This is a genomic window from Collimonas humicola (assembly GCF_018304945.1).
In the GTDB taxonomy this organism is placed as follows: domain Bacteria; phylum Pseudomonadota; class Gammaproteobacteria; order Burkholderiales; family Burkholderiaceae_D; genus Collimonas; species Collimonas humicola.
In genome coordinates, this window is sequence record NZ_JAGQEE010000001.1 from 245,318 (window position 1) to 264,873 (window position 19,556).

Here is a 19,556-nt window from a genome sequence, read left to right on the forward strand (position 1 = left end):
GCTAGCCGCACTCGATTTTCCGCCACCCAGAACAATGAATAATCTGAAAATTGCATCAGCTTCCAGTGACTCAGACTTCACCGATATTTCCATCCGCCGCCGTTCCCTGATGGCCGCCTGCGGCGCCCACGCAATACATGACGGCCTGACAGACCTCATCTACGTGTTGTTGCCGATCTGGCAGACGCAATTTTCCATCAGCTACGCATTGGTGGGGCTGTTGCGCGGATCCTATTCGGGCGTGATGGCCGGCTTTCAGCTGCTGGCCAGCCGGCTGGCAAAGCGCTGGGGGCGGCACCGCATGCTGGCGGGAGGGACGGCGCTGGCCGGCGTCGCATACCTGGTGGCCGGCCAGGCCGGCGGCCTGGCGATGCTGCTGATCGCGCTTTTGCTGGGAGGCTTGGGAGCCAGCACGCAGCACCCGCTGGCGTCTTCAATCGTCACGGATACTCACGAAGCGGGCGGTGGAGTCAAAGAGGCGCTGGCGCAATACAATTTTGCCGGCGACGTCGGCAAGACTCTGATCCCGGGGCTGGTGGGCTTGTCGCTCGTTGTCGTCAGCTGGCAGACCAGCGTTACGTTGATGGGGCTGCTGGGCCTGGCCGCAGCCGGCCTGCTGTGGTGGCTTATTCCGACACGGCTTGAAGCGGTATCCGAGAAGAAAGCGAGCAAGGCAATCACCAGAACCGGCTCGGCCAGCGGGTTGCGTGCGCTGCTGCTGACAGGAACTTTGGACAGCGCGGTCCGGATGGGATTTCTAACCTTCCTGCCATTCCTGTTGAAAAGCAAAGGCGCCGGCACGGCTGGCATCGGTTTGGCGCTGTCGCTGTTGTTTGTTGGCGGGGCGTTCGGCAAGCTGTTGTGCGGTTACCTGGGCGCGCGCATCGGCATGATGAAAACGGTGTGGCTCACAGAGTCCGCCACCTCACTGCTGATCCTGCTGGCGGTGTGGTTGCCGCTTTCCGCAATGATGGCAATGCTGCCGCTGCTGGGACTTGCCTTGAACGGGACGTCGTCGGTACTGTACGGCGCGGTGCCAGAACTGGCCGGCGCAGGCAAACGCGAGCAAACCTTCGCGCTGTTCTATACCGGCACCATAGGCGGCGGGGCGCTCTCACCTGTGTTGTTCGGCCGGCTAGGCGACGTCGCTGGAGTCCCCGTTGCAGTGATAACGTTGGCAGCGATCTTGCTGTTCACATTGCCATTGTCGTGGCGGGTGCAGAAAGGACTGGGCGGCTGATATGAAAGTAAGATGATTTATGAATATAGCTGAAGCGACGATCAGGCACGCGCTGGAATCTGACGGTGTGGAAGCCGTAGATTGAATATGGCTTGCAGCTTGGCGACGACAACACCCACAATTGATGGTCAACTTACCCCGAGACGGAATCCCGCATGAAAGATATATTCAAATCAGTCATCTCCCCCGCATTGATTTTTCGCGCTTTAGCGATGCCTCAGTCCGCATCGGCTGTCAAGACGGACTCTGCCGAGGACATCGTCCAGAAACAGCTCGACGCCTACAATGCGCGCGACATGGATGCCTTCCTTGCCACGTATGCGGACGAGGCCGAGCTTTTTGGATTTCCGAATACACCATCGGCGAAGGGAAAGGAGGAAATGCGCAAGAGATATACGGTGCGCTTCAGCGACACGCTTTTGCATTGCATCATCGTAAAGCGCATTGTCATGGGAAATACCGTCATCGACCATGAGCGCGTTCGCGTCACGCTGCCGGAAGGGCCGGGCGTCATGGAGGCGATTGCAATTTATGAAGTTCACGATGGAAAAATCGCCAAAGTAACATTTATTTCCGGGAAAAAAACACCAGGCGAAAACCTGTGAACGGATGAATGGCCGACGCATCGCGGCCAGAAGCAGCCCGTCGCAAGTCTTCGCTCAAACCTGAATAATCATGACTATTCTCGAAACGCAGCGGTTAAAGCTGATTCCACTTTCTGACGAACACCTTGCTGGCTTAACAGCGATTAATAGCGACCCAGAGGTCATGGCTTACATCGGCAACGGCGCCCCAATGTCCGAGGCTGAAAGCCAAGCAATGATCGATCGCGTAAAACCAAGGTGGACCTCGCACGGATTCTCGTGGTGGGGTGTGTTCCGTAAAGACGACAATCTGATGATTGGCGCAGCGACATTGCAACCATTGGCTGCCCAGGCAGGCGCCGTCCCGGAAATCGGCTGGCGGCTGAGGCGGGACTGTTGGGGGAAGGGCTATGCGACCGAAGCTGCCGAACGGATCGTTTTGTTCGCAAAGGAACTGGGCATTCCAGAAGTAGTGGCCGTGGCAAATCCCGGCAACACTGCCTCCATCGCGGTGATGAAGCGGCTTGGCATGCGGTATCGCGGCATTGAAACCCACTACAACGTTCCATGTGCAGTCTACCAAGCATTCCTGAGCGTCGAATGACTATCCGCAAAAGGTCGAAGCCAGTTTGTCGCGACGAAGATGCCGGCGGACAGTACGCACCGGCTATCTTCTTGGCTCCGATATGGAAAAATACTGAGCTTGCGCACAGATATTGGCGACGTTCATAGGGAAGCCCTGCGCTCAGGTCCTGCGGCCAAGACAATGCACAAATCACTCTCGAAATCACCTGCCACGAGGAGCAATTTCTAATGTTGATGCAGACGCTACAAGACGGGGTTGATTCATTCCAGGTAGAGCACGGATTGCCGCGGAGAGGTACATTCCAGTCCAAAGTTCAATCGCGGGTCCGGTCGTCAACGTTAGTCCGGTCGACCTCTTTGGCATAGGTCCTGGCTTCTCCGCTTTGGGTCAAGCCCGCCGTCAATGTTTGAGTGCGGACAGTTACTATCGGTCAGGAGCGGTCTGCGGTGCATCCCGCGAATTTGAGGGTGTTTTTACAATTTCCATGGCAGCTTACCCAGCATTCGACAGGTGGGTACGTTTAGGTGAACTACTACAGGAGGGAATATGTCTGAGCGCGACGCTAAGCTCCACGGTTGCTGGCGGTTGGTTTCTCTTGATACTGAGCTTCAGGAGTCAAAGGAGCGCACTCAACCGTGGGGCGCCGACCCCAATGGGTATCTTATTTTCGGCTCTGACGGGCGAATGATGGTACTAGTTACCGCACAGGCGCGGGAGCCTGGGAATACAGATGAGAAACTGGTGGCACTTTTCCGTACCGTGATGGCCTATACAGGACGATACCGGATAGATGGAGATAGGTTCATCACAAAGGTTGACTCATCTTGGAATGAGGCCTGGAACGGCAGTGAGCAGGAACGATTCTACAAGCTTGATGGAGACACGCTCGACGTCTTTACGGCCTGGATGCCGAATCCGTTAGTATCAGGAAATCCAATAGGACGGGCTATTCTCAGTTTTAGACGCGAGTAATTTCCCCTACGCTGCGTTCGCGCCACAGTCGCTAGTTTGCGGGTCATCAAGTCGCCGGCGAGTCTGGCAGCCAGACGTCCACCTTTGAATGACCGCATTGTGGCGGCCTCTAGGTCGGCTCTGGGTCGAAATCAACCCGTCGCGACCGGTTCAAAACGGCCAGCAGCAGTCACTGACGAATCCGGTTCAGAGCAGATATCTGACGCCATCGTCGCATGCTAATCCAAGGAAAATAACGAATGCCGAATGACGATCGCACCAAGATAATTAACAGCAGGACACCGGAGTCAGCGGCCATGTTGGCAAACATCAAGCGAGCGATGACGATCACTGCCAGACTTAATCGTTTGACGTTCAACGATGCGGACGAAGTTCGGGCTTTGTTCAGCGAACTTATCGGTAAAAAAGTAGACGAGAGCTTTTTATTGATCCCTCCATTTTATACCGCCGGTGGGAACGAAATCCGCGTCGGGCATAATGTCTTCGTAAATCAAAACTGCACTTTCTATGATCTTGGCGGCCTCGACATCGCAGACGACGTGATGATCGGGCCGAACGTGAGTATCATCACGGCGGGTCATCCCCTTGAACCATCGCGGCGACGCAGCACCACAATCGGAAAGCCTATCGTGATTGAGAAAAACGTGTGGATCGCAGCCGGCGCGACCATCATCGGTGGCGTAACAGTAGGCGAGAATTCGGTCGTCGCGGCAGGTTCGGTAGTCACCAAGGAAGTTCCCCCGAATACTCTTGTAGGCGGAAATCCGGCGCAAATAATTCGTTCGATTGGCGACGAATAAGAGGATGTTCGCAAGGAGGGCAGTTCTGAGCTTCACGAATGACGCAATTCCAAAATCGGACGGTCGAAGACGTCCGCTAAACTGATGACGATGCTGGAGGAATTTGATCATGAAATTTGATTGGCACGGCGGAGTAATTTTACGGACAACGTTGGTCGATTCCGCCTACAAAAATACGCAGAACGTTCGGCGCTTTCTTTCACATCAGTGTGGACCGGAGTTCAAATTTGACCGCGATCTGATGGCATGGATACGAAACGATGATGAGAAGAACATGGGCGACGTTGTGGACGAATGGATCCGTCGACGTACAATGGCGCAAGACTAGCAAATGACTCATTCCGGCCAGTTGCAGACATTCGAACATGCGTTTCGCGGCACTCAGGTTGAGTGTGTCGTATGGAAATACAACATAAAACGTCAACGCCAATGAACCAACTTGATGAAAAGATTATCAGCACCGAGCGCTTGGTCCTGTACCCACTGAACGTATCGCACGCTGAGCATATGTTTCACGGGTTGAGCGATTTAGGCAGCTATGATTTCACGCCCGATTTGCCGTACAGGGATGTGGCGGCACTCGCCGAGCGCTATGCGCGACTGGAACGCCGTCGATCACCCGACGGGCGAGAGGTTTGGCTAAATTGGGTGATCGAATCTGCGGCTACGCAACAACTGGTTGGCTACGTGCAATTCACGGTGAAGCCCTTCGAACAACGAGCGCTCATCGCTTATTTCGTCTTCGCATCTCATCGCAAACAAGGAATCGCGAACGAAGCCGTTGGAGCAGCGCTGTCAGAAGTCGTGGCCAGTTTCCAACTGACACGTGTGGACGCAGAGATCGACACTCGGAACACAGCGTCGATCACTTTAATCGAAAGGTTAGGATTTAAGCGAACGAGGCTGGTGCCGCACGCCGACGAATTCAAAGGGGCAATCAGCGACGAGTATCATTACTGGCTTACCGTTTCAGGTAGCGCGTCGGCAGGCGACAACACCGGACTTTGATATCTACTGCGATATTTTTACCGGCAGAAGTCGGCCAACACCGACCGGTCGCCGGAGTTGCTCAGCTACCGGCAAATCGGATGTCAAATTCCAAATAGATAGGCTTGGGGCACGGCTCCAGCAACATCACTTTATGAACTATGGAAAGGAGGAATGTGTAAATGCTTCGAACATCAAACAACCGAATCACAAGAATTGGAAAAACACATGCAAGTACATATCTTCAGAGGTCCTGGCCGTATTTTTGGCTTTACCGCTCACCCATCAGGTCAAAATCTGCCGCAGAAGTATGCACCGTGGCTAGAATTTAGGACCGTTGAACTTCTCAAGGGCCAACATACGCCTGGTGTGGACGCGAACGAATGCCTATGCGACATCGAGACTTATGGAATACACGTAACCGACGCCCACATTCGAATCACTGAGGAGGCGATTCGGTAGGTAATCTCCACGTCACGCACAGATGCCGTCTGCAAGCGTCAATGATGCACCCAGCAGGGCGCAAGTTGGCGGGCTGAACCATCATTGCACCAGCCAGTCGCGGCGAGCCGCGATTGGCTGCAGAATTCAGAAGTGAATGGCGAGGCATCGCGACAATTTTCGCTTGAGCTTATGTACCTTCATGAATGTCCGCTGTCGCGAAGCGCGACCGTTCGCAACGGGGCGAAATCGACCTATCACGACCGGCTCAACACGGCCAAAAGGAGACGGTGGGGTATTTTGTCTATATTTCTAAGAAGCTGGCTCAACCACAAAAAAGAAAATCTTCATGCACTCTGAAATACATATAGAAAATATTTTCGCTGAGAATACTGAGGCGGGCCTATTTCTTATAATGCAGTGTCAAGTAGTCAATGGCGCAGTGCAGATCGGTGCGAACGTGAGCTTGCCGTTTAGCGCTGGAATCGATATGACGATACCAGTCGATGGTATTGAAGTTATTGCAGATCGACACATTAAAATTAAAGTTCGATGTGAAGATTCTGCGGAAATTGATTTTCTTCTCGGATTGGATCTCAACGGAGAGAGCTTACTAGTTGAATAAACCAGTTGGAAAGTATAAGTGCAATACAAATTCGACTCTACCTACTAATATCCACTCTCGTTTTTCCGTGCAACGGATGTCTGCTTTGGAGAAATTCGACCGGCGGCTTGGGGGCGAGTCGAGTCTATCGTGACGGGCTCAATTCGGCCAAAAGCCGCCAATTCCATTTTTTTGAGGATCCAATTATGGCAACGTTGGAACGCGCAATTGCAATTGCAGCAGCGGCTCACGCAGGACAGGTAGACAAGGCGGGACAACCTTATATCTTGCATCCGCTACGGGTGATGTTACGTGTTACATCGGAGCATGAGCGAATGGCAGCAGTGCTTCACGACGTCGTCGAGGACACAGGCGTGTCGCTGCAGCAGCTCATTGCTGAAGGATTTCCGCCGCAGGTCATCGCGGCCGATGCACTAACTAAGCGACCTGGCGAATCACGCGTGCAGGCTGCGCGAAGAGCATCTATCAACTTAATTGGACGCGAAGTGAAACTGGCAGATAACGCGGAGAACATGGACCTAACTCGTATTCAGAACCCGTCGGCCCGTGATTTCGCTCGAGTTGAAGAATATAGGGTTGTGCGTGAAATTTTGCTGAAACGCGGAACCGTAAGCTGAAAGAACCATTCGGCTCTAACCGGCTAGTTCCGGCCAAAAGCGGACGGTTTCGAAGACTAATATCAACAAACCCGAAATGAATATGGACGCTCCACTTTTTACGCCAGAACAGTTCGTGCATTACTCAGGTACCGCCCAAATTGATGTGGAGCTTCGGAGATGGTTGCGTTCTCAAGTTATGTCGGAACGCGTGGACTTTATAAACAAACTATTCCCACACAACTACAGATATGCTCTCGCGCTCGTGAGGTCCTCCCGGTTGCCAACTGATGAAATCGCGCGAATGCTTCGCTACTGGCTATCTCTGGGGGCACATAATTGTAGTCAAGGGCTTATTGAAGGTCTTGTTCCTGTGCTTGGCGAACGACGATTCTGGAACATCGCTGCTCAAGCGGAACTGAACCCGGCTATGTCTGATTTCTTAAATTATCATAGCCACGGTAAGCTTGAGAAATACAGAAATCCGAACTTGGATTGATGTCACTATTGAGTCCGGAAACGGCCAATTGCTGACGGTCGAAAGTGTCTGTCAAACTCATGGCGACTCACCTATTGGGACTAGTTGTGATTCAGCATGGAAGTTCAAAATCTATGAAAAAGCCATTTGATTTATATCCGAACGAACTGTTGCCATCTGGGTTTCAGTATCCCGAATCTCTGAAGAAAATTGCTGCGCATGGTGCCTTCCAAGAGATTATTCCTTGGTGGTTCTACAACGTGCAGAATGGGGGACTTGCTTATAAGTTGAGGGAGTCGGATGGCAGAAATCTGGTTCCGTTTGCAAAATGTGATGACGATGACAATGATATTGCTTGCTTTGATGGGGATGATATCGGTGGAAATCCCAAAGTATTGATCAAGAATCATTTTGATAAATTTGATTATCCTGGGCGTCGGTATTCTTATGCTGATTTTGATGAATGGTATGAAGCCGCGCAAGCATATGCCAGACGCTTACGTGGGCAATGATTATTTCATCGCCGTCTCTAGGCGATGTCTGCATCCGGCCAACTGCGGACGTTCACGCCACGCTCCAATCTGATGTTGTTCTGCCAAATGAATCGTGTCAATATAAAACGTCTTATTTCGGATAAATGCTCATGCGCATATTCACAAGGCCGCTGCGTGCGGCTACCTGGCCGTTAGTAGTGGCGTGGTTTAGCTTAACCGCTCTTTACATATCGGTCGGCTTTCTACCGGACGAATATTTGATTTATGTTCGTGGTATTACCACTCCGCAAGCCTATCCGGTAAAAATGATATTGATAGAATCGGGTATTTCGGGCGTCACGTTCGCTATCGTGGCGTGGGCGCTGTCGTCACATTCATGGTCACGCGTGGCCAAGTTTCTTGCTGGCACTGTCATCGCAGGAGCGGTAGGAGTCTTCGCGGGAATGGGGGCAATGCACGCGCCTAGACATTACATATATTTTGCACTTGGCATGCTCCTTTTAACTTTTGTTTCTCTGTTGGGAACCTTATTTTGGATTGCGCTCGGCGTCATATACAAAACCTCACATGCTGATAGTGGACAAACTGGTAGTTAGATATCCATTCATCTACGCCTGGTATCGGCTAGAAGAAGACGGTCAGGCATTTCCTCGTAACGGACACATAACAAATCATTTCACAGACCACTCATGAAACGTCGCCTTCTAATTTTCGACCTTGATGAAACGTTGGTGCATGCGACGACGACTGAATTGTCGCGCGCTGCGGATTTTGTGCTTCCGCCATACTTCGTCTACAAGCGGCCATTCTTCAGCGATTTACTAACGGCGGTGGCGCCACTCTATGATCTGGCTGTGTGGTCATCGTCATCGAGAGTTTATGTGGATACAGTCGTTACCCAGGTGTTCGGGCAAAAATTTGATGTGAAATTTGCTTGGGCAGTAGAGAAATGTGTTCAGCGTATAGACAATCGGTCTAACGGTTACGTCTACATTAAAGACCTTCGGAAGATTCAGAGCCAGGGGTACTCCCTTGACCAAATCACGATTATTGATGACTCTCCCGAGAAGATTAGCCGCCAACCGCGGAATCACATAAGAATTGAGCCATTTCTTGGGCAACAAAATGACCGTGAGTTGCTGGCGATTGCCGCGAAGCTTCATGTACGGAGTTTGCCTTAACGCCGTCATTCGCCGGTGCGTGCTTTCGGCCAGAAGCGGACGCTATCTTCCACTTCCTTTTTTTGAACACAGGTTTAAGAGTGAGATATGAAATTCAGTTACTCGTTTAGCATTACGCCTCCGGCCCCGCCACTCAAAAAGCCACCCGAGAAGCTCGCTGAGTATTCTTACAACGAGTTTCTTCTTGACCTGCCCGAGCATTGGCAGCAAATTGCGACAGCCGATGGCAATATGCTGAATTGGCAATCGGATGTTGTTGGCGCGGCAATTACCGTAAGTTGTGATTTCTATGAAATACCAGACGAAAAATCTCTTAAACTGGCTGAAGTATGTTTGAAGGCGCGGCATGAAGCAATGGAAGTACGAGCACCAGGTCAAGTAACGGTTCTATCTCGAAGCATCAAGCCGTACTCCGGAGGTAGCGGACTAGAGATGAGCTACTCGGCTCAGATTCCCGGCAGTACCTACTTGTATCTAGGCTATGTCACATCGAGAAAGGTCTTCAACTTTTCTCTTACCTACGGTCCGGACAAGGTCGCGGCTGCGGACCTCTACAACCTCATAATGACAGAGCGGCTGCGCGTCAAGATTCCTTGATGTACAACGCTAGACGTGGAATCGTCCGAGAACGGCCAATTGCGGACATTTTGCAGCATTCTTCAAACAACTTTCGCTGGAATTGAATAAGCAATGTCCCACCATTTATCAATCGCACTTCTTCTTGCTTCAGGAGTCTGCATGGCAGCACAAACCGATACACTGGAAGTAATGGAGGTGGGGGCATACAGCGAATTGGCCTCCCGGCCGAATCCCCATGCAAACGAAATCGTATTCATCCCATCGTTGTCCGCTCTCTTGGCTGAGAAAGAGATAAAACTGGGCCGACCTCTTACTGAAACTGAGGTAAAAGTGGTACGCGATGCAGCGACGGTTACGGTCACGCCGACGTCGGACCATAGTGCCGACTCGTCTGTCCGTGCTTACGACGATATAAATCCGAATAATGCTTGGCAAGAGTGGCAGAGGTTAAGAAAAAGCATTCCGAAGCCGTAGCGATTTCATCAATCTATTGCATCCACCGGTTGAATCCACAGGCAAACTCAGCCGGTAGGGGTATTCACGATTACCTGCCATCGGACAGAATAGGCCATTGGCATTCAATATTCACAATCTATTGGACACTCATTATGACTGTAGAGAACGCCGGCGTTATTGATGCAGCGGGTATTGCTAAGGACAGTGGCGAAGTCGTGCTTACGATTTCTGACCATTTATCTTGGCATAGTGAACCTGAGCATTTTCGCTTTCTCGAAAGAAAAATCGACAAGTATCTAGATTTCATTCAAAGCGGTCAATTGCTCGAATCTATTCCGCAAGCAGAAGGCCGCGCAATTCGAATAAGTATTTTCTGCAAATTCAAACCGAATGAATCCGCCGCTAGTTTCTTGAGAGCGGCTCAGCAGCAGCTAGATGAAGTTGGAGTGGAGTTGTCCTTTGCGACATTGCCTGATGGGTACTGAAAAAAAAGATGTAGGTAGCTGTTACCAACGTCTGCTGTCGGGAAATCCGAATGACAGCAAAGGGTCGATAACGGCCATCAGTCAAACATAACCACCTGCCGCACCGCCTCCCCAGCATGCAGGCGGTCAAAGCCCTTATTGATATCTTCCAGCCGCAAACGGTGCGACAGCAGCAGGTTGACCGGCAGCCGTCCGCCGCGGTACAGGCTGATGTATCTCGGCAGATCCCGCACTGGCACGCAGCTGCCGATATAGCTGCCCTTGACCGTGCGTTCCTCGCCTACCAGGTTGACCAGCGGCAGTCCGAACCGGGCGGCGGCGGGCGGCAGGCCTGCGGTGGTGGTGGTGCCGCCGCGGCGTGTGATGCGGTAGGCGGTTTCGAAGGCCTGGATGGAACCGGCGAATTCGAATACATGGTCGGCGCCGCCGCCGGTGGCATCCCTGACCGCTTCTACGCAGTTCGGGTCGGTGCCGTCAAAGCTCATGGTCGCGCCCAGCCGGGTAGCGAGTTCGCGCTTGCTTGCGGCGAGGTCGATGGCGATCACTTCGCTTGCGCCGGCGGCCAGCGCGCCTATCACTGCGGCCAGCCCGACGCCTCCCAGGCCTACTACCGCCACCGACTGGCCGGCTCGTACCTGGGCCGTATTGACTACCGCGCCGACGCCGGTCAGGACCGCGCAGCCGAACAGCGCGGCTTCGTCAAACGGCAGAGCAGGGTCGATCTTGACGAGTGAATGGCGTGAAACGACGGCGTACTCGGCGAACGCCGAGCAGCCAAGATGATGGTTGACCGCTTCGCCATGCGCGCTTTCAAGCAGGCGGGCGCCGGACAGCAAGGTGCCGTTGCCGTTGGCCTGGGCGCCGGGCTCGCACAGGGCGGGGCGGCCTTCGCAGCAGGGCAGGCAATGGCCGCAGCTGGGGACGAACACCAGCGCCACGTGATCGCCAAGCTGCAGGTCGGTGACGCCGTCTCCCAGCGCCGCGACTTCGCCGGCGGCCTCGTGGCCGAGCGCCATCGGCAGCGGCCGCGGGCGGTCGCCATTGATGACTGACAGGTCGGAGTGGCACAGGCCGGCGGCGCGGATGCGCACCAGTACTTCGTCGCGCCCAGGCGGCGCCAGTTCGAGTTCTTCGATCGCCAGCGGCTTGGATTCCCGATAGGGATGCGGCAAGCCGGCCTGGCGCAGTACGGCGGCGCGGATTTTCATATGGTTTCCTCTGTTCCGGCGCTTACGTCACGCAGCGACGCCCGCAGATATCCTGTTGCGCGCAAGGGCCCGGAAGTGATGATTTCAATTGAAGAACTGCAAATCAGGCGCCTATTTTAGCCGGGGTCAGGGGAATGAACACAGTGACGCACAATCCCGTCTGTGTTTTCCGGTCGGCATGCGCGAGCGTGACGCGGGCGCCGATGCGGCTGGCGATAGTCTGGACGATGGACAGGCCCAGTCCCGATCCGGTGGCGTCGTTGCCGAGGACGCGGTAGAAGGGATCGAACACGCGCGCTTGTTCTTCCGGCGCGATGCCTGGTCCTGTATCGTCCACTTGCAAGCTGACGGCGCCGGCGCTGCTGTGCATGGACAGGTTGATGCGTCCGCCCGGTGGCGTATAGCGGATGGCGTTGTCGACCAGGTTCCTCACGATGGTAATGAGGTCGACTTCGGCTACCGGCACCCGCAGGCCGGCTTCGCCTTCGACGCCGATGTCGATCTGTTTGGCGTCGGCCAGCGGCATCAGGTCTTCCAGCACGCGCCGATAGACCTGCATGACGGCTACCGTGTCGCTGGGCGCCAGCGGCGCAGACTGCGCCCGCGCCAGTGTCAGCAGCTGATCCAGCAAGCGCCGTCCGCGTTCAATCCCTTGCCGCAGCGTCGCCAGCCGCTGGCGCGCGGCGTCCGGCATCTCGGCGTCGGCCAGCCGCTCGGCCTGCAGCGACAGCGCGGTGAGAGGCGAACGCAATTCGTGGGCGGCATCGGCGACGAAGCGGCGCTGGGCTTCCATGGCTTGCGCCACGCGCTCCAGCAGGCGGTTGATGGCGACCACGAACGGCCGCACCTCGACCGGCAGCGGTTCCGCCGCCAGCGCATGCAGTTCTTGTTCGTTGCGGCCGTCGATCTCGGCCGACAGCCTGGCGATAGGCTGGAACATCTTGCGCACCAGGTGGGCCACCAGCACCAGCAGCAGCGGAATCAGGATCAGGAAGGGCATCAGCGTGCGCAAGCCGCTGTCGCGGGCGATTTCATCGCGCACCTCGGTTTCCTGGGCGACGGCGATGCGCTGCTGCGACGCCAGGGTTTTTACTAGCACCCGGTAGCGATGATGGCCTGACTGCAAAGTCTGCATGCCGTCCGGCAGGGTCGCCGGCAGCTTCAGTTCTTTCGCCGAGGATGAGCTCGCGCTGTCGTTGCCGTCGTCCAGATACTGCACGATGACGCGCGTCTCCTCGTCGCCGATGGCTACCTTGGCGGCATCCCGCTGCGGCGGAACCGGAATATGCTCCTGGTCGAACAAGGCGGCCACCTGGCGCAGCATGTCGTCCTGGAATTCATGCGCTTCGTCGAAACCGGAGATAAAGGCGAACACCCCGGCCAGCAGGGCCACTGCCAGGATCGCCAGCGACAGCCAGAGCGACAGGCGGAACTGGATCGAATTTTTCAACTTCCTTTGGAAACCATCCATCCCACGCCCCTGACATTTTTGATGGCTGCGCTGCCCAGTTTCTTGCGCAGGGCGTGGATCAGGAATTCGACGGCGTTGCTTTCCACTTCCTCGCCCCAGCCGTAGATCCGTTCCTCCAGCTCGCTGCGCGACAGGATCGCTCCCGGCCTGAGCATCAGCGCCTGCAGCAAGGCGAATTCGCGGTTCGACAGTTGCTGGGGCGGCTGGTCCTGGCTGCTGGCGAGGCGCGTGGACGGGTCGAGCGAGAGTACGCCGTTGCTCAGCAATGGCGTGGCGCTGCCGCCTTTGCGGCGCAGCACGGCGCGCGCCCGCGCCAGCAGTTCGGCCATGTCGAACGGTTTCAGGATATAGTCGTCGGCGCCGCCATCGAGTCCGCGCAAGCGGTGCTCCAGGCCGTCGCGCGCCGTGATGATGAGCAAGGGCAGGGGATTGTCCTGGCGCCGGATGGCATCCATCACCTCGAAGCCGTCTTTCCCGGGCAAGCCGAGATCGAGCAGCAGCAAGTCGTAGTGCTGGCAAGACAGCGTATCCAGCGCTGTCTTGCCGTTCCTTACCCAGTCGACGGCGTAGGAGGCGTCTTTCAACGCCGCCTGGATGGCCTCTCCGATCATCGGATCGTCTTCAGCCAGCAATACCCGCATGCATCCTCCGTGATTACGCTATTGATTGATGGTTTCGGTCGTGCGCTCCACCCGTATACTCTCACGCTTCAAGGCCTGCGCCGCCTGCTGGCGGAACAGCAGGATGCAGGCAATGATAAAGAACAGCAGCGCCGCCGACGCCGAATAGCGGCTCAACGCCAGGCCGCCGGCGTTGAGCGGCTTGTCGAGAAAGTCGCCGACCACGGCGCCCAGCGGGCGGGTCAGGATGAATGCGGCCCAGAACAGCAGCGTCCGCGAAATCCTGGTGCGGTAGTAGGCCAGCGCCACCAGCGCCAGCAGGGCGCCGAACAGGATGGCGCCGCCGCCATAGCCGAGGCCGGCGGTATCGGCCGCCCAGTCGCCCAGCGCGGTGCCCAGCGTTTGCGAAAACATGATCGTGACCCAGTAGAACATCTCTGCTGCCGGTGAATGGACACTGTCGACGGCTACCGATCCCATGGTCCGGTACCAGACAAACAGGGAAATCAGCAACAGCGCAAACAGCAGCGATGCGCCGCCCGGATAGCCGATGCCGAGCGAGCGGTCGGCAAAGTCGGCCAGCGTGGTGCCGACGGTGGTGGTGGCGATCACGGTGGTCCAGTAGAGGAAAGGCTTGAAGCGCGTGGCGCGGATCTGGGCGGCGACCGCGACCAGGAAGATCACGCCGAAGATGACGCTGCCGACCAGGTAGCCCAGGTTCATCGACATGGAAACCGCATCGCCGCCGGTTTCGCCCAGGGTGGTGGCGGCGATCTTGATGATCCAGAACATCAGGGTGACTTCAGGCACCTTGCTTACCGCCAGCTGCATTGTTTTATTCATTTTTGTTTCCTATTTCATCAGGCTCATCAGGTGCATCAGGCGCCTAGCGCCGTCAAACGTTTTTGAGTAAAGGAGAGATAACTGACCAGGCTCACGATAACTGCCAAAAACAGGGCGCTGGTCGCTATCGTACCAAAACCGAGGCCGCCGTTGCCGGCCGGCTGGGACAGCAGGTCGCCGCAGGAGGCGCCGAAAGGGCGCGTCAATACGTAGGCAATCCAGAAGCAGGCAGTGGCGTTGATCTTGAATGCATAGCGGGCCACGGCGACCAGCGCGATCAGGCCGCCGAACAGCAGGGCCGAATTGGCGTAGCCCAGGCTCAGGCCTTCCGCGACCCAGTCGCCGGCGGCGGTGCCAAGCGCAAAGGTGAACAGGATCACGGTCCAGTAGAACAGCTCGCGCCTGGGACTGTCGATGGCTGCGATCGACAATGTCTTTTCGCGGGCATGCCAGGCGGCGAATGTGGCAATCATGGCAATGCTGAAGGCCGCGGTCGAGAATGCCAGCGGCACGCCTGCCAGGTCGCTCAGCATGTCGGTGACCAGGGTGCCGAATATACTGACCAGCACCACGCAGATCCAGTACAGCGCCGGCACGTAGCGCTTGGCGCGCAGCTGGAACAGCAATGCGCAGGCCAGCAGCAGCCCGGTCGTGAGCGAGGTGCCGACCAGGCCGAAATGCAGGTCGGTCGCCAGGTAATCGGCGCCGGTCTCGCCCACCGTGGTGGACATCATCTTGATGATCCAGAACAGGAGCGTGGCTTCAGGCACCTTGTTGATCCAGCCGTGGCCGGCTCTGATAGTTGCAATAGTCATAAAAACTCCTATGCGTGAATTTGATGGAGAACCCCTTTCCAAGGGGGAAACGAGCAGGAAAGCGCAGCACCATCCTTGGGACAGGGGAAAGCTTACCCGGGCAAACTTAGCTGTCACTGAGCGCCATTCCGATCGTCCAATGCAAACGCCCCGACGGGCGTCAGGGCGTTGCAGGGGCGGGATGCAGCCGATTTCGCTTATCGGCGCTTATTTTTCCGCAACCGGCTCCGGGCCGAGCTCCAGCACGCTGCGCAGCTCGTCGCGGGCGGCGATGAAGCCCGTGTTGAAGTCGTCGCGGGTCTGCAGCCTGGCGGCGATCACGGTGCCGGTGATGCGGCCGGTTTCGATGTCAGAGCGATAGTGGACGCCGCCGATGATGCGGTTGTTGGCGTACTCGGCGGCGCGCGCCATGATTTCCGCGCGCTTTTCCGGCACCATGTTCGACAGCACGATGCCCATCAGCGTGCCCGCGGTCGCATGGCCGGAAGGATAGGCGCCGGAGCGCGACAGTTTCACCACAGGCTTGACCATGTCGCTTGCCATGAATGGACGCGGACGTTTCCAGACGTCCTTGTAGGTGTCGACCACCGCGCCTTCGGAATCCACCACGCGCTGGAAGAACTTGGCGAAGACCGGCAGCTGCTCGCGCTTGAATTTCACGCCCATGACGTCGGCGAAGCGCCAGATTTCTTCACTGGCGTCGGCTTGCGAGCGCGCCACCATTTCCGGCGTGCGCGCAGCCTGCAGGGCCAGGATTTCGCTCAGCTCCGCCTTGGTCTGCAGCGAATCGTTGGCCGGCGGCGGCGGCAGCAGCTTGACCAGGTCGATTTCCTTGGAGGTGATGAAGGGATGTTCTTCGCGCGCCTGCACGGATGCGCCGGCGGCCAGGAAGGACATGACGATAAAAGGAGCGATGAATTTGCGCATGGATATCACTTTCATATGGGGCTGATCAAGATAAAGGTTGCGGCCGGCCTTAGAAATCCAGGCTGACGGTCAGCGACAAGGCGCGCGCCGGCAGCAGCGTCAGCACATCGCCGGGCGCCGGCGCCGAAGTAGCGGCGCTGGCCGGATTGACGCCGACGATGCTGTGCTTGTCGAACAGATTGTTGACGCCGAACTGGATCTTGGCTTTCTTGACGAACTGCAGCGGGTGCCGGATGGTGTAGTTGACGAACAGGTTGGAGATCGTGAACGGGGCGATCTTGACCGCCTGGTGGACGCTGCCGTTGTCGTTGTACATGGTGCCGACGCGCTTGTTCAGCCAGCCGATGTCCCAGCCGCCGCGGTTGTAGTTCAGGCCCAGCGTTTCGGTATCGCTGGGCGCGCTGGCGACCCACTGGCCGTTGCCGTATTTGGCGGTGCCGTAGGTGGCGTTGGCGTACAGGCTGAAGCCGGCGCCCAGCACCAGGTTGCCTTCTGCTTCGATGCCCTGGGTAGTGGAACTGCCGTTCGAGAAGAAGGTAGTGTTGCCGGCATTGTCGGTGAACGAGGAATAGGCGTTGTCGAACTTGATGTGGTACGCATCGATATCGAAGGTGACGCGTTCCGATTTCCATACCGAGCCGATCTGGAAGGTCTTGCTCTTGATCGACGACGGCAGGGCAGTGACGTTGGCGTTCTTGACATCGAACACGCTGGTCGGCGGAATTTCGTCGCCGGTGGCGTACTGGCCGTATATCGACCAGTTGGGCTGCAGCATGTAATGCACGTCGAGCGACGGCAGTACGCTGTTGTAGGTGACTGCATGCTCGATGCTAGGCAGGCCGCCCAGGTTGCCGACGGTCTTGCCGTTATCCGCATACTGCGTCAGCGACTGGCGATACGAGGAGTACTTCACGCCCGGCGTGATCTTCAGGTCGCTGGCAACCTGGAATTCGTACTCAACGAACGGTTGCAGGGTGGTGGTCTTGAAGCGTTCGTGGAAATTCGGCAGGACGGCGTCCACCCAGGTGCGCGGATTGGACGGAATCTGATAGCGGTTGGTGTCGGCGTTTTCCGCCCACAGGCCGGTGCGCAGGATACCGAGGCTAGATTCCTGGCTCAAGCGCAGCAGGTTGCCGTAGGTGCGGTAGCTGTTGAGCTTGTCGGTGGCGCTGGTGGCTGTGATGGTGCTGCCGTTGTAGTTCTGCTGGTTATGGTAGGCGTAGGTGTAGAGCTTGTCGTCCAGTTTCCAGCCGTTGCCGAGGTTGGATGTCAGGCCGGCGTATTCGAAATCCGAGGTGACGTGGTAAAAATTGTAGCCATAGTAGTTGGCTTGCTTGGGGTCGTTGCTCAGCAGGTAGCTGTCTCCGAACTGGGCGATCTGGGCCCGGGTAGCTCCCTTGGTGTTGGGGGTATTGGCTTTCAGGTCGATATACGAACCGAACAAGGTCAGGGCGGTGCTGTCGGTGAGGTTGAACTGGTATTTCAGCGACACCGCATCGCGGGTCTGCTTGTTGTAGCTCTGGTAGCCGTTTGAAGTCATCTGGTGCGCGTTCAGCAACAGGTTCTGGTTGCCGTTGGCGCCGAACTGGCCGCTCTCGAATTCGGCGCCGTAGATCTTGGTGTTGAACGAGCCGTAGGAGTCGAAGACGCTGGTGCGCTGTTCGTTTTCCAGGATGCGCGACAGCAGGTTGACCGAACCGCCGAAATTGGCCGGCCCGATGGTGGCCGCCGATCCGGGGCTGCGGTCGACTACCGCGCCGCCCAGGAACTGGCTAGGAAAAAATGCCCAGGTGTGATGCGAGGGGCTGTTGGTGTCCTGGAACGGGATGCCGTCGAAGCTGACCGTGTAATCGCCGTCGGCGAAACCGCGGAAATAGGTCTTGGTGTCGCCCAGGCCGACGCCGTTCGGGCTGTAGCTGTACATGCCCGGCGTCATTTGCAGCACCTGGCTGAAATCGGCCACCGGCGAAGTCAGGTTGCGGATGAAGTCGTCGCTGACGATCGATTGCGCCGAACGGGCCGACAGCGAGCTCTGCGCCGGCGCGCTGCGGCTGGCGCTGACAGCGCTGCCGACCACTTCGACTGTGTTGATGGCCTCGGCGGCGCTGGAGGCGGCCAGGTCGGCGGCTTGCTGGGCGTGGCTGAGCTGCGGCGCGGCTACGCACATCACGGCCAGGGCGTGCAGGACATGCAGGGTGGCGGGTTTCAAACTTGGACGCTTCATTGCTGGTTTTCCTTTTTTCGAATCGTGTTTATGAAAAATCGGTGAAACATATCCGGCGGCCATGCTCCGGCCAGCTTGCCTGCTGGGTTGCGCTGCGCCTGGCGTGAGTTCGGGGCGAAGCATAAGCTTTGAAAATTAAGCGAAAATGAGCTGTGCGCAATCTGTCTGATTTATGCCAATCGCGCCTTGATTTCACGCGCTCGTCATAATCGGCTGCTATTTTGTAGGGTCGACTAAACCGGGCTTTTGCCGCGATGCGCATACTGTTGATTGAAGATGACTACATGCTGGGCAACAGCATCCGCAAAGGGTTCTATCCCTATGGCTTCATCGTCGACTGGACCCAGGACGGCATCGCCGCCGAGGCGGCGCTGGCCGCGGAGTCGTATTCGGCTGTCTTGCTCGATCTTGGACTGCCGCGCAAATCGGGGTTGGAAGTGCTGAAGAAAATGCGCGCCGACGGCAACAGCACGCCGGTGATCATCTTGTCCGCCAGCGACCGCGTGCTGAACCGTATCGAAGGGCTGGACGCCGGCGCCGACGACTATCTGAACAAGCCTTTCGACCTGGACGAGCTGGCGGCGCGGGTGCGCGCCTTGCTGCGCCGTAGCGGCGGCCGCATCAGTCCGCAGCTGGTGCACGGCGACATCCAGTTCGACCCGGCCAGCAATACCGTTGCCTACAAGGGCAGGCATATCGGCCTTAGCAGCCGTGAGCTGATGGTGCTGGCGGCGCTGATCGAGAAACCTGGCGCAGTGCTGTCGCGCGCGCAGCTGGTCGACAAGGTATATGGCTGGAACGATGAAGTCGAGAGCAACACCATCGAAGTGCATATCCATGCATTGCGCAAAAAACTTGCGCCCGGCGTGATCCGCAACATCCGCGGCCTGGGCTATATGCTCTCCAGCGCCGACAGCTTGTGCGCCGGTTAGGGGCTATTGATA

At 56.7% G+C, this 19,556-nt stretch carries 24 protein-coding genes; 17 read left to right on the top strand and 7 right to left on the bottom strand.

Annotated features, from left to right (window positions below; genetic code table 11):
- Window positions 1-34: 34 nt before the first annotated feature.
- The 16 genes from KHU30_RS01115 to KHU30_RS01190 all read left to right on the top strand — a co-directional run bounded on the left by KHU30_RS01115 (window position 35) and on the right by KHU30_RS01190 (window position 10,504).
- Complete coding sequence (locus KHU30_RS01115) at window positions 35-1,240, top strand: MFS transporter (RefSeq protein ID WP_211440810.1); 1,206 nt, start codon at window positions 35-37, stop codon at window positions 1,238-1,240.
- A gap of 155 nt (window positions 1,241-1,395) precedes the next feature.
- A complete protein-coding gene (locus KHU30_RS01120; protein ID WP_211440811.1) occupies window positions 1,396-1,845 on the top strand; it encodes a nuclear transport factor 2 family protein in 450 nt (149 codons plus the stop codon).
- 70 nt (window positions 1,846-1,915) lie between these two features.
- Window positions 1,916-2,428, top strand: a complete 513-nt coding sequence (locus tag KHU30_RS01125) for a GNAT family N-acetyltransferase (protein ID WP_211440812.1) — start codon at window positions 1,916-1,918, stop codon at window positions 2,426-2,428.
- A gap of 528 nt (window positions 2,429-2,956) precedes the next feature.
- Window positions 2,957-3,382 carry a lipocalin-like domain-containing protein gene (locus tag KHU30_RS01130; protein ID WP_211440813.1) on the top strand — a complete coding sequence of 142 codons (426 nt, stop codon included), beginning with the start codon at window positions 2,957-2,959 and terminating at the stop codon, window positions 3,380-3,382.
- 239 nt (window positions 3,383-3,621) lie between these two features.
- Window positions 3,622-4,182: a sugar O-acetyltransferase gene (locus tag KHU30_RS01135; RefSeq protein ID WP_211440814.1), complete on the top strand. Its 561-nt coding sequence runs from the start codon at window positions 3,622-3,624 to the stop codon at window positions 4,180-4,182.
- A gap of 109 nt (window positions 4,183-4,291) precedes the next feature.
- Entirely contained in the window at window positions 4,292-4,510 is a 219-nt protein-coding gene (locus KHU30_RS01140) for a DUF6434 domain-containing protein (protein WP_211440815.1), read from the top strand.
- Between the two features lie 71 nt (window positions 4,511-4,581).
- The gene (locus KHU30_RS01145) at window positions 4,582-5,190 is read left to right on the top strand and encodes a GNAT family N-acetyltransferase (RefSeq protein ID WP_211440816.1); all 609 of its coding nucleotides are present in this window, start codon (window positions 4,582-4,584) and stop codon (window positions 5,188-5,190) included.
- Between the two features lie 769 nt (window positions 5,191-5,959).
- Window positions 5,960-6,235 (top strand): hypothetical protein, encoded by a 276-nt coding sequence (locus KHU30_RS01150; protein WP_211440817.1) that lies wholly within the window; start codon window positions 5,960-5,962, stop codon window positions 6,233-6,235.
- Window positions 6,236-6,420: 185 nt separating this feature from the next.
- Complete coding sequence (locus tag KHU30_RS01155) at window positions 6,421-6,852, top strand: HD domain-containing protein (RefSeq protein ID WP_211440818.1); 432 nt, start codon at window positions 6,421-6,423, stop codon at window positions 6,850-6,852.
- An 82-nt stretch (window positions 6,853-6,934) separates the two neighbouring features.
- Entirely contained in the window at window positions 6,935-7,330 is a 396-nt protein-coding gene (locus tag KHU30_RS01160; protein WP_211440819.1) for a hypothetical protein, read from the top strand.
- A 113-nt stretch (window positions 7,331-7,443) separates the two neighbouring features.
- Window positions 7,444-7,821: an SMI1/KNR4 family protein gene (locus KHU30_RS01165; RefSeq protein WP_211440820.1), complete on the top strand. Its 378-nt coding sequence runs from the start codon at window positions 7,444-7,446 to the stop codon at window positions 7,819-7,821.
- Window positions 7,822-7,952: 131 nt separating this feature from the next.
- Window positions 7,953-8,399: a hypothetical protein gene (locus KHU30_RS01170; protein WP_211440821.1), complete on the top strand. Its 447-nt coding sequence runs from the start codon at window positions 7,953-7,955 to the stop codon at window positions 8,397-8,399.
- 93 nt (window positions 8,400-8,492) lie between these two features.
- The gene (locus KHU30_RS01175) at window positions 8,493-8,984 is read left to right on the top strand and encodes an HAD family hydrolase (protein WP_211440822.1); all 492 of its coding nucleotides are present in this window, start codon (window positions 8,493-8,495) and stop codon (window positions 8,982-8,984) included.
- 87 nt (window positions 8,985-9,071) lie between these two features.
- Window positions 9,072-9,581 carry a hypothetical protein gene (locus KHU30_RS01180; RefSeq protein ID WP_211440823.1) on the top strand — a complete coding sequence of 170 codons (510 nt, stop codon included), beginning with the start codon at window positions 9,072-9,074 and terminating at the stop codon, window positions 9,579-9,581.
- 141 nt (window positions 9,582-9,722) lie between these two features.
- On the top strand, window positions 9,723-10,037 hold the full coding sequence (locus KHU30_RS01185; RefSeq protein ID WP_211440824.1) for a hypothetical protein: 315 nt from the start codon (window positions 9,723-9,725) through the stop codon (window positions 10,035-10,037).
- A 134-nt stretch (window positions 10,038-10,171) separates the two neighbouring features.
- Window positions 10,172-10,504 carry a DUF6572 domain-containing protein gene (locus KHU30_RS01190; RefSeq protein ID WP_211440825.1) on the top strand — a complete coding sequence of 111 codons (333 nt, stop codon included), beginning with the start codon at window positions 10,172-10,174 and terminating at the stop codon, window positions 10,502-10,504.
- Between the two features lie 77 nt (window positions 10,505-10,581).
- Here the strand turns inward: KHU30_RS01190 and KHU30_RS01195 are convergent, their stop codons facing one another.
- The 7 genes from KHU30_RS01195 to KHU30_RS01225 form a co-directional block, all read right to left on the bottom strand.
- Window positions 10,582-11,712 (bottom strand): zinc-dependent alcohol dehydrogenase family protein, encoded by a 1,131-nt coding sequence (locus KHU30_RS01195; RefSeq protein WP_211440826.1) that lies wholly within the window; start codon window positions 11,710-11,712, stop codon window positions 10,582-10,584.
- Between the two features lie 103 nt (window positions 11,713-11,815).
- Window positions 11,816-13,183, bottom strand: coding sequence for an ATP-binding protein (locus tag KHU30_RS01200; RefSeq protein ID WP_211440827.1), 1,368 nt, complete (start codon window positions 13,181-13,183; stop codon window positions 11,816-11,818).
- Entirely contained in the window at window positions 13,159-13,824 is a 666-nt protein-coding gene (locus KHU30_RS01205) for a response regulator (RefSeq protein ID WP_098497820.1), read from the bottom strand. The genes KHU30_RS01200 and KHU30_RS01205 overlap by 25 nt, the downstream gene beginning before the upstream one ends.
- A gap of 18 nt (window positions 13,825-13,842) precedes the next feature.
- A complete protein-coding gene (locus tag KHU30_RS01210; protein ID WP_211440828.1) occupies window positions 13,843-14,646 on the bottom strand; it encodes a COG4705 family protein in 804 nt (267 codons plus the stop codon).
- Between the two features lie 35 nt (window positions 14,647-14,681).
- A complete protein-coding gene (locus KHU30_RS01215) occupies window positions 14,682-15,461 on the bottom strand; it encodes a COG4705 family protein (RefSeq protein ID WP_211440829.1) in 780 nt (259 codons plus the stop codon).
- A 207-nt stretch (window positions 15,462-15,668) separates the two neighbouring features.
- Window positions 15,669-16,403, bottom strand: coding sequence for an acid phosphatase (locus KHU30_RS01220; RefSeq protein WP_211440830.1), 735 nt, complete (start codon window positions 16,401-16,403; stop codon window positions 15,669-15,671).
- A 34-nt stretch (window positions 16,404-16,437) separates the two neighbouring features.
- Complete coding sequence (locus KHU30_RS01225) at window positions 16,438-18,612, bottom strand: TonB-dependent receptor (protein WP_211440831.1); 2,175 nt, start codon at window positions 18,610-18,612, stop codon at window positions 16,438-16,440.
- Between the two features lie 254 nt (window positions 18,613-18,866).
- Here KHU30_RS01225 and KHU30_RS01230 point away from each other — a divergent pair, with 254 nt between their 5' ends.
- Complete coding sequence (locus KHU30_RS01230; protein WP_211440832.1) at window positions 18,867-19,544, top strand: response regulator transcription factor; 678 nt, start codon at window positions 18,867-18,869, stop codon at window positions 19,542-19,544.
- Window positions 19,545-19,556: the final 12 nt, after the last annotated feature.

What these genes read in the sequence shown, in the direction of transcription:
- KHU30_RS01115 (WP_211440810.1), top strand. Translation starts at nt 35, where the DNA reads ATGAATAATCTGAAAATTGCATCAGCTTCCAGTGACTCAGACTTCACC.
- KHU30_RS01120 (WP_211440811.1), top strand. Translation starts at nt 1,396, where the DNA reads ATGAAAGATATATTCAAATCAGTCATCTCCCCCGCATTGATTTTTCGC.
- KHU30_RS01125 (WP_211440812.1), top strand. Translation starts at nt 1,916, where the DNA reads ATGACTATTCTCGAAACGCAGCGGTTAAAGCTGATTCCACTTTCTGAC.
- KHU30_RS01130 (WP_211440813.1), top strand. Translation starts at nt 2,957, where the DNA reads ATGTCTGAGCGCGACGCTAAGCTCCACGGTTGCTGGCGGTTGGTTTCT.
- KHU30_RS01135 (WP_211440814.1), top strand. Translation starts at nt 3,622, where the DNA reads ATGCCGAATGACGATCGCACCAAGATAATTAACAGCAGGACACCGGAG.
- KHU30_RS01140 (WP_211440815.1), top strand. Translation starts at nt 4,292, where the DNA reads ATGAAATTTGATTGGCACGGCGGAGTAATTTTACGGACAACGTTGGTC.
- KHU30_RS01145 (WP_211440816.1), top strand. Translation starts at nt 4,582, where the DNA reads ATGGAAATACAACATAAAACGTCAACGCCAATGAACCAACTTGATGAA.
- KHU30_RS01150 (WP_211440817.1), top strand. Translation starts at nt 5,960, where the DNA reads ATGCACTCTGAAATACATATAGAAAATATTTTCGCTGAGAATACTGAG.
- KHU30_RS01155 (WP_211440818.1), top strand. Translation starts at nt 6,421, where the DNA reads ATGGCAACGTTGGAACGCGCAATTGCAATTGCAGCAGCGGCTCACGCA.
- KHU30_RS01160 (WP_211440819.1), top strand. Translation starts at nt 6,935, where the DNA reads ATGGACGCTCCACTTTTTACGCCAGAACAGTTCGTGCATTACTCAGGT.
- KHU30_RS01165 (WP_211440820.1), top strand. Translation starts at nt 7,444, where the DNA reads ATGAAAAAGCCATTTGATTTATATCCGAACGAACTGTTGCCATCTGGG.
- KHU30_RS01170 (WP_211440821.1), top strand. Translation starts at nt 7,953, where the DNA reads ATGCGCATATTCACAAGGCCGCTGCGTGCGGCTACCTGGCCGTTAGTA.
- KHU30_RS01175 (WP_211440822.1), top strand. Translation starts at nt 8,493, where the DNA reads ATGAAACGTCGCCTTCTAATTTTCGACCTTGATGAAACGTTGGTGCAT.
- KHU30_RS01180 (WP_211440823.1), top strand. Translation starts at nt 9,072, where the DNA reads ATGAAATTCAGTTACTCGTTTAGCATTACGCCTCCGGCCCCGCCACTC.
- KHU30_RS01185 (WP_211440824.1), top strand. Translation starts at nt 9,723, where the DNA reads ATGGCAGCACAAACCGATACACTGGAAGTAATGGAGGTGGGGGCATAC.
- KHU30_RS01190 (WP_211440825.1), top strand. Translation starts at nt 10,172, where the DNA reads ATGACTGTAGAGAACGCCGGCGTTATTGATGCAGCGGGTATTGCTAAG.
- KHU30_RS01195 (WP_211440826.1), bottom strand. Translation starts at nt 11,712, where the DNA reads ATGAAAATCCGCGCCGCCGTACTGCGCCAGGCCGGCTTGCCGCATCCC.
- KHU30_RS01200 (WP_211440827.1), bottom strand. Translation starts at nt 13,183, where the DNA reads ATGGATGGTTTCCAAAGGAAGTTGAAAAATTCGATCCAGTTCCGCCTG.
- KHU30_RS01205 (WP_098497820.1), bottom strand. Translation starts at nt 13,824, where the DNA reads ATGCGGGTATTGCTGGCTGAAGACGATCCGATGATCGGAGAGGCCATC.
- KHU30_RS01210 (WP_211440828.1), bottom strand. Translation starts at nt 14,646, where the DNA reads ATGAATAAAACAATGCAGCTGGCGGTAAGCAAGGTGCCTGAAGTCACC.
- KHU30_RS01215 (WP_211440829.1), bottom strand. Translation starts at nt 15,461, where the DNA reads ATGACTATTGCAACTATCAGAGCCGGCCACGGCTGGATCAACAAGGTG.
- KHU30_RS01220 (WP_211440830.1), bottom strand. Translation starts at nt 16,403, where the DNA reads ATGAAAGTGATATCCATGCGCAAATTCATCGCTCCTTTTATCGTCATG.
- KHU30_RS01225 (WP_211440831.1), bottom strand. Translation starts at nt 18,612, where the DNA reads ATGAAGCGTCCAAGTTTGAAACCCGCCACCCTGCATGTCCTGCACGCC.
- KHU30_RS01230 (WP_211440832.1), top strand. Translation starts at nt 18,867, where the DNA reads ATGCGCATACTGTTGATTGAAGATGACTACATGCTGGGCAACAGCATC.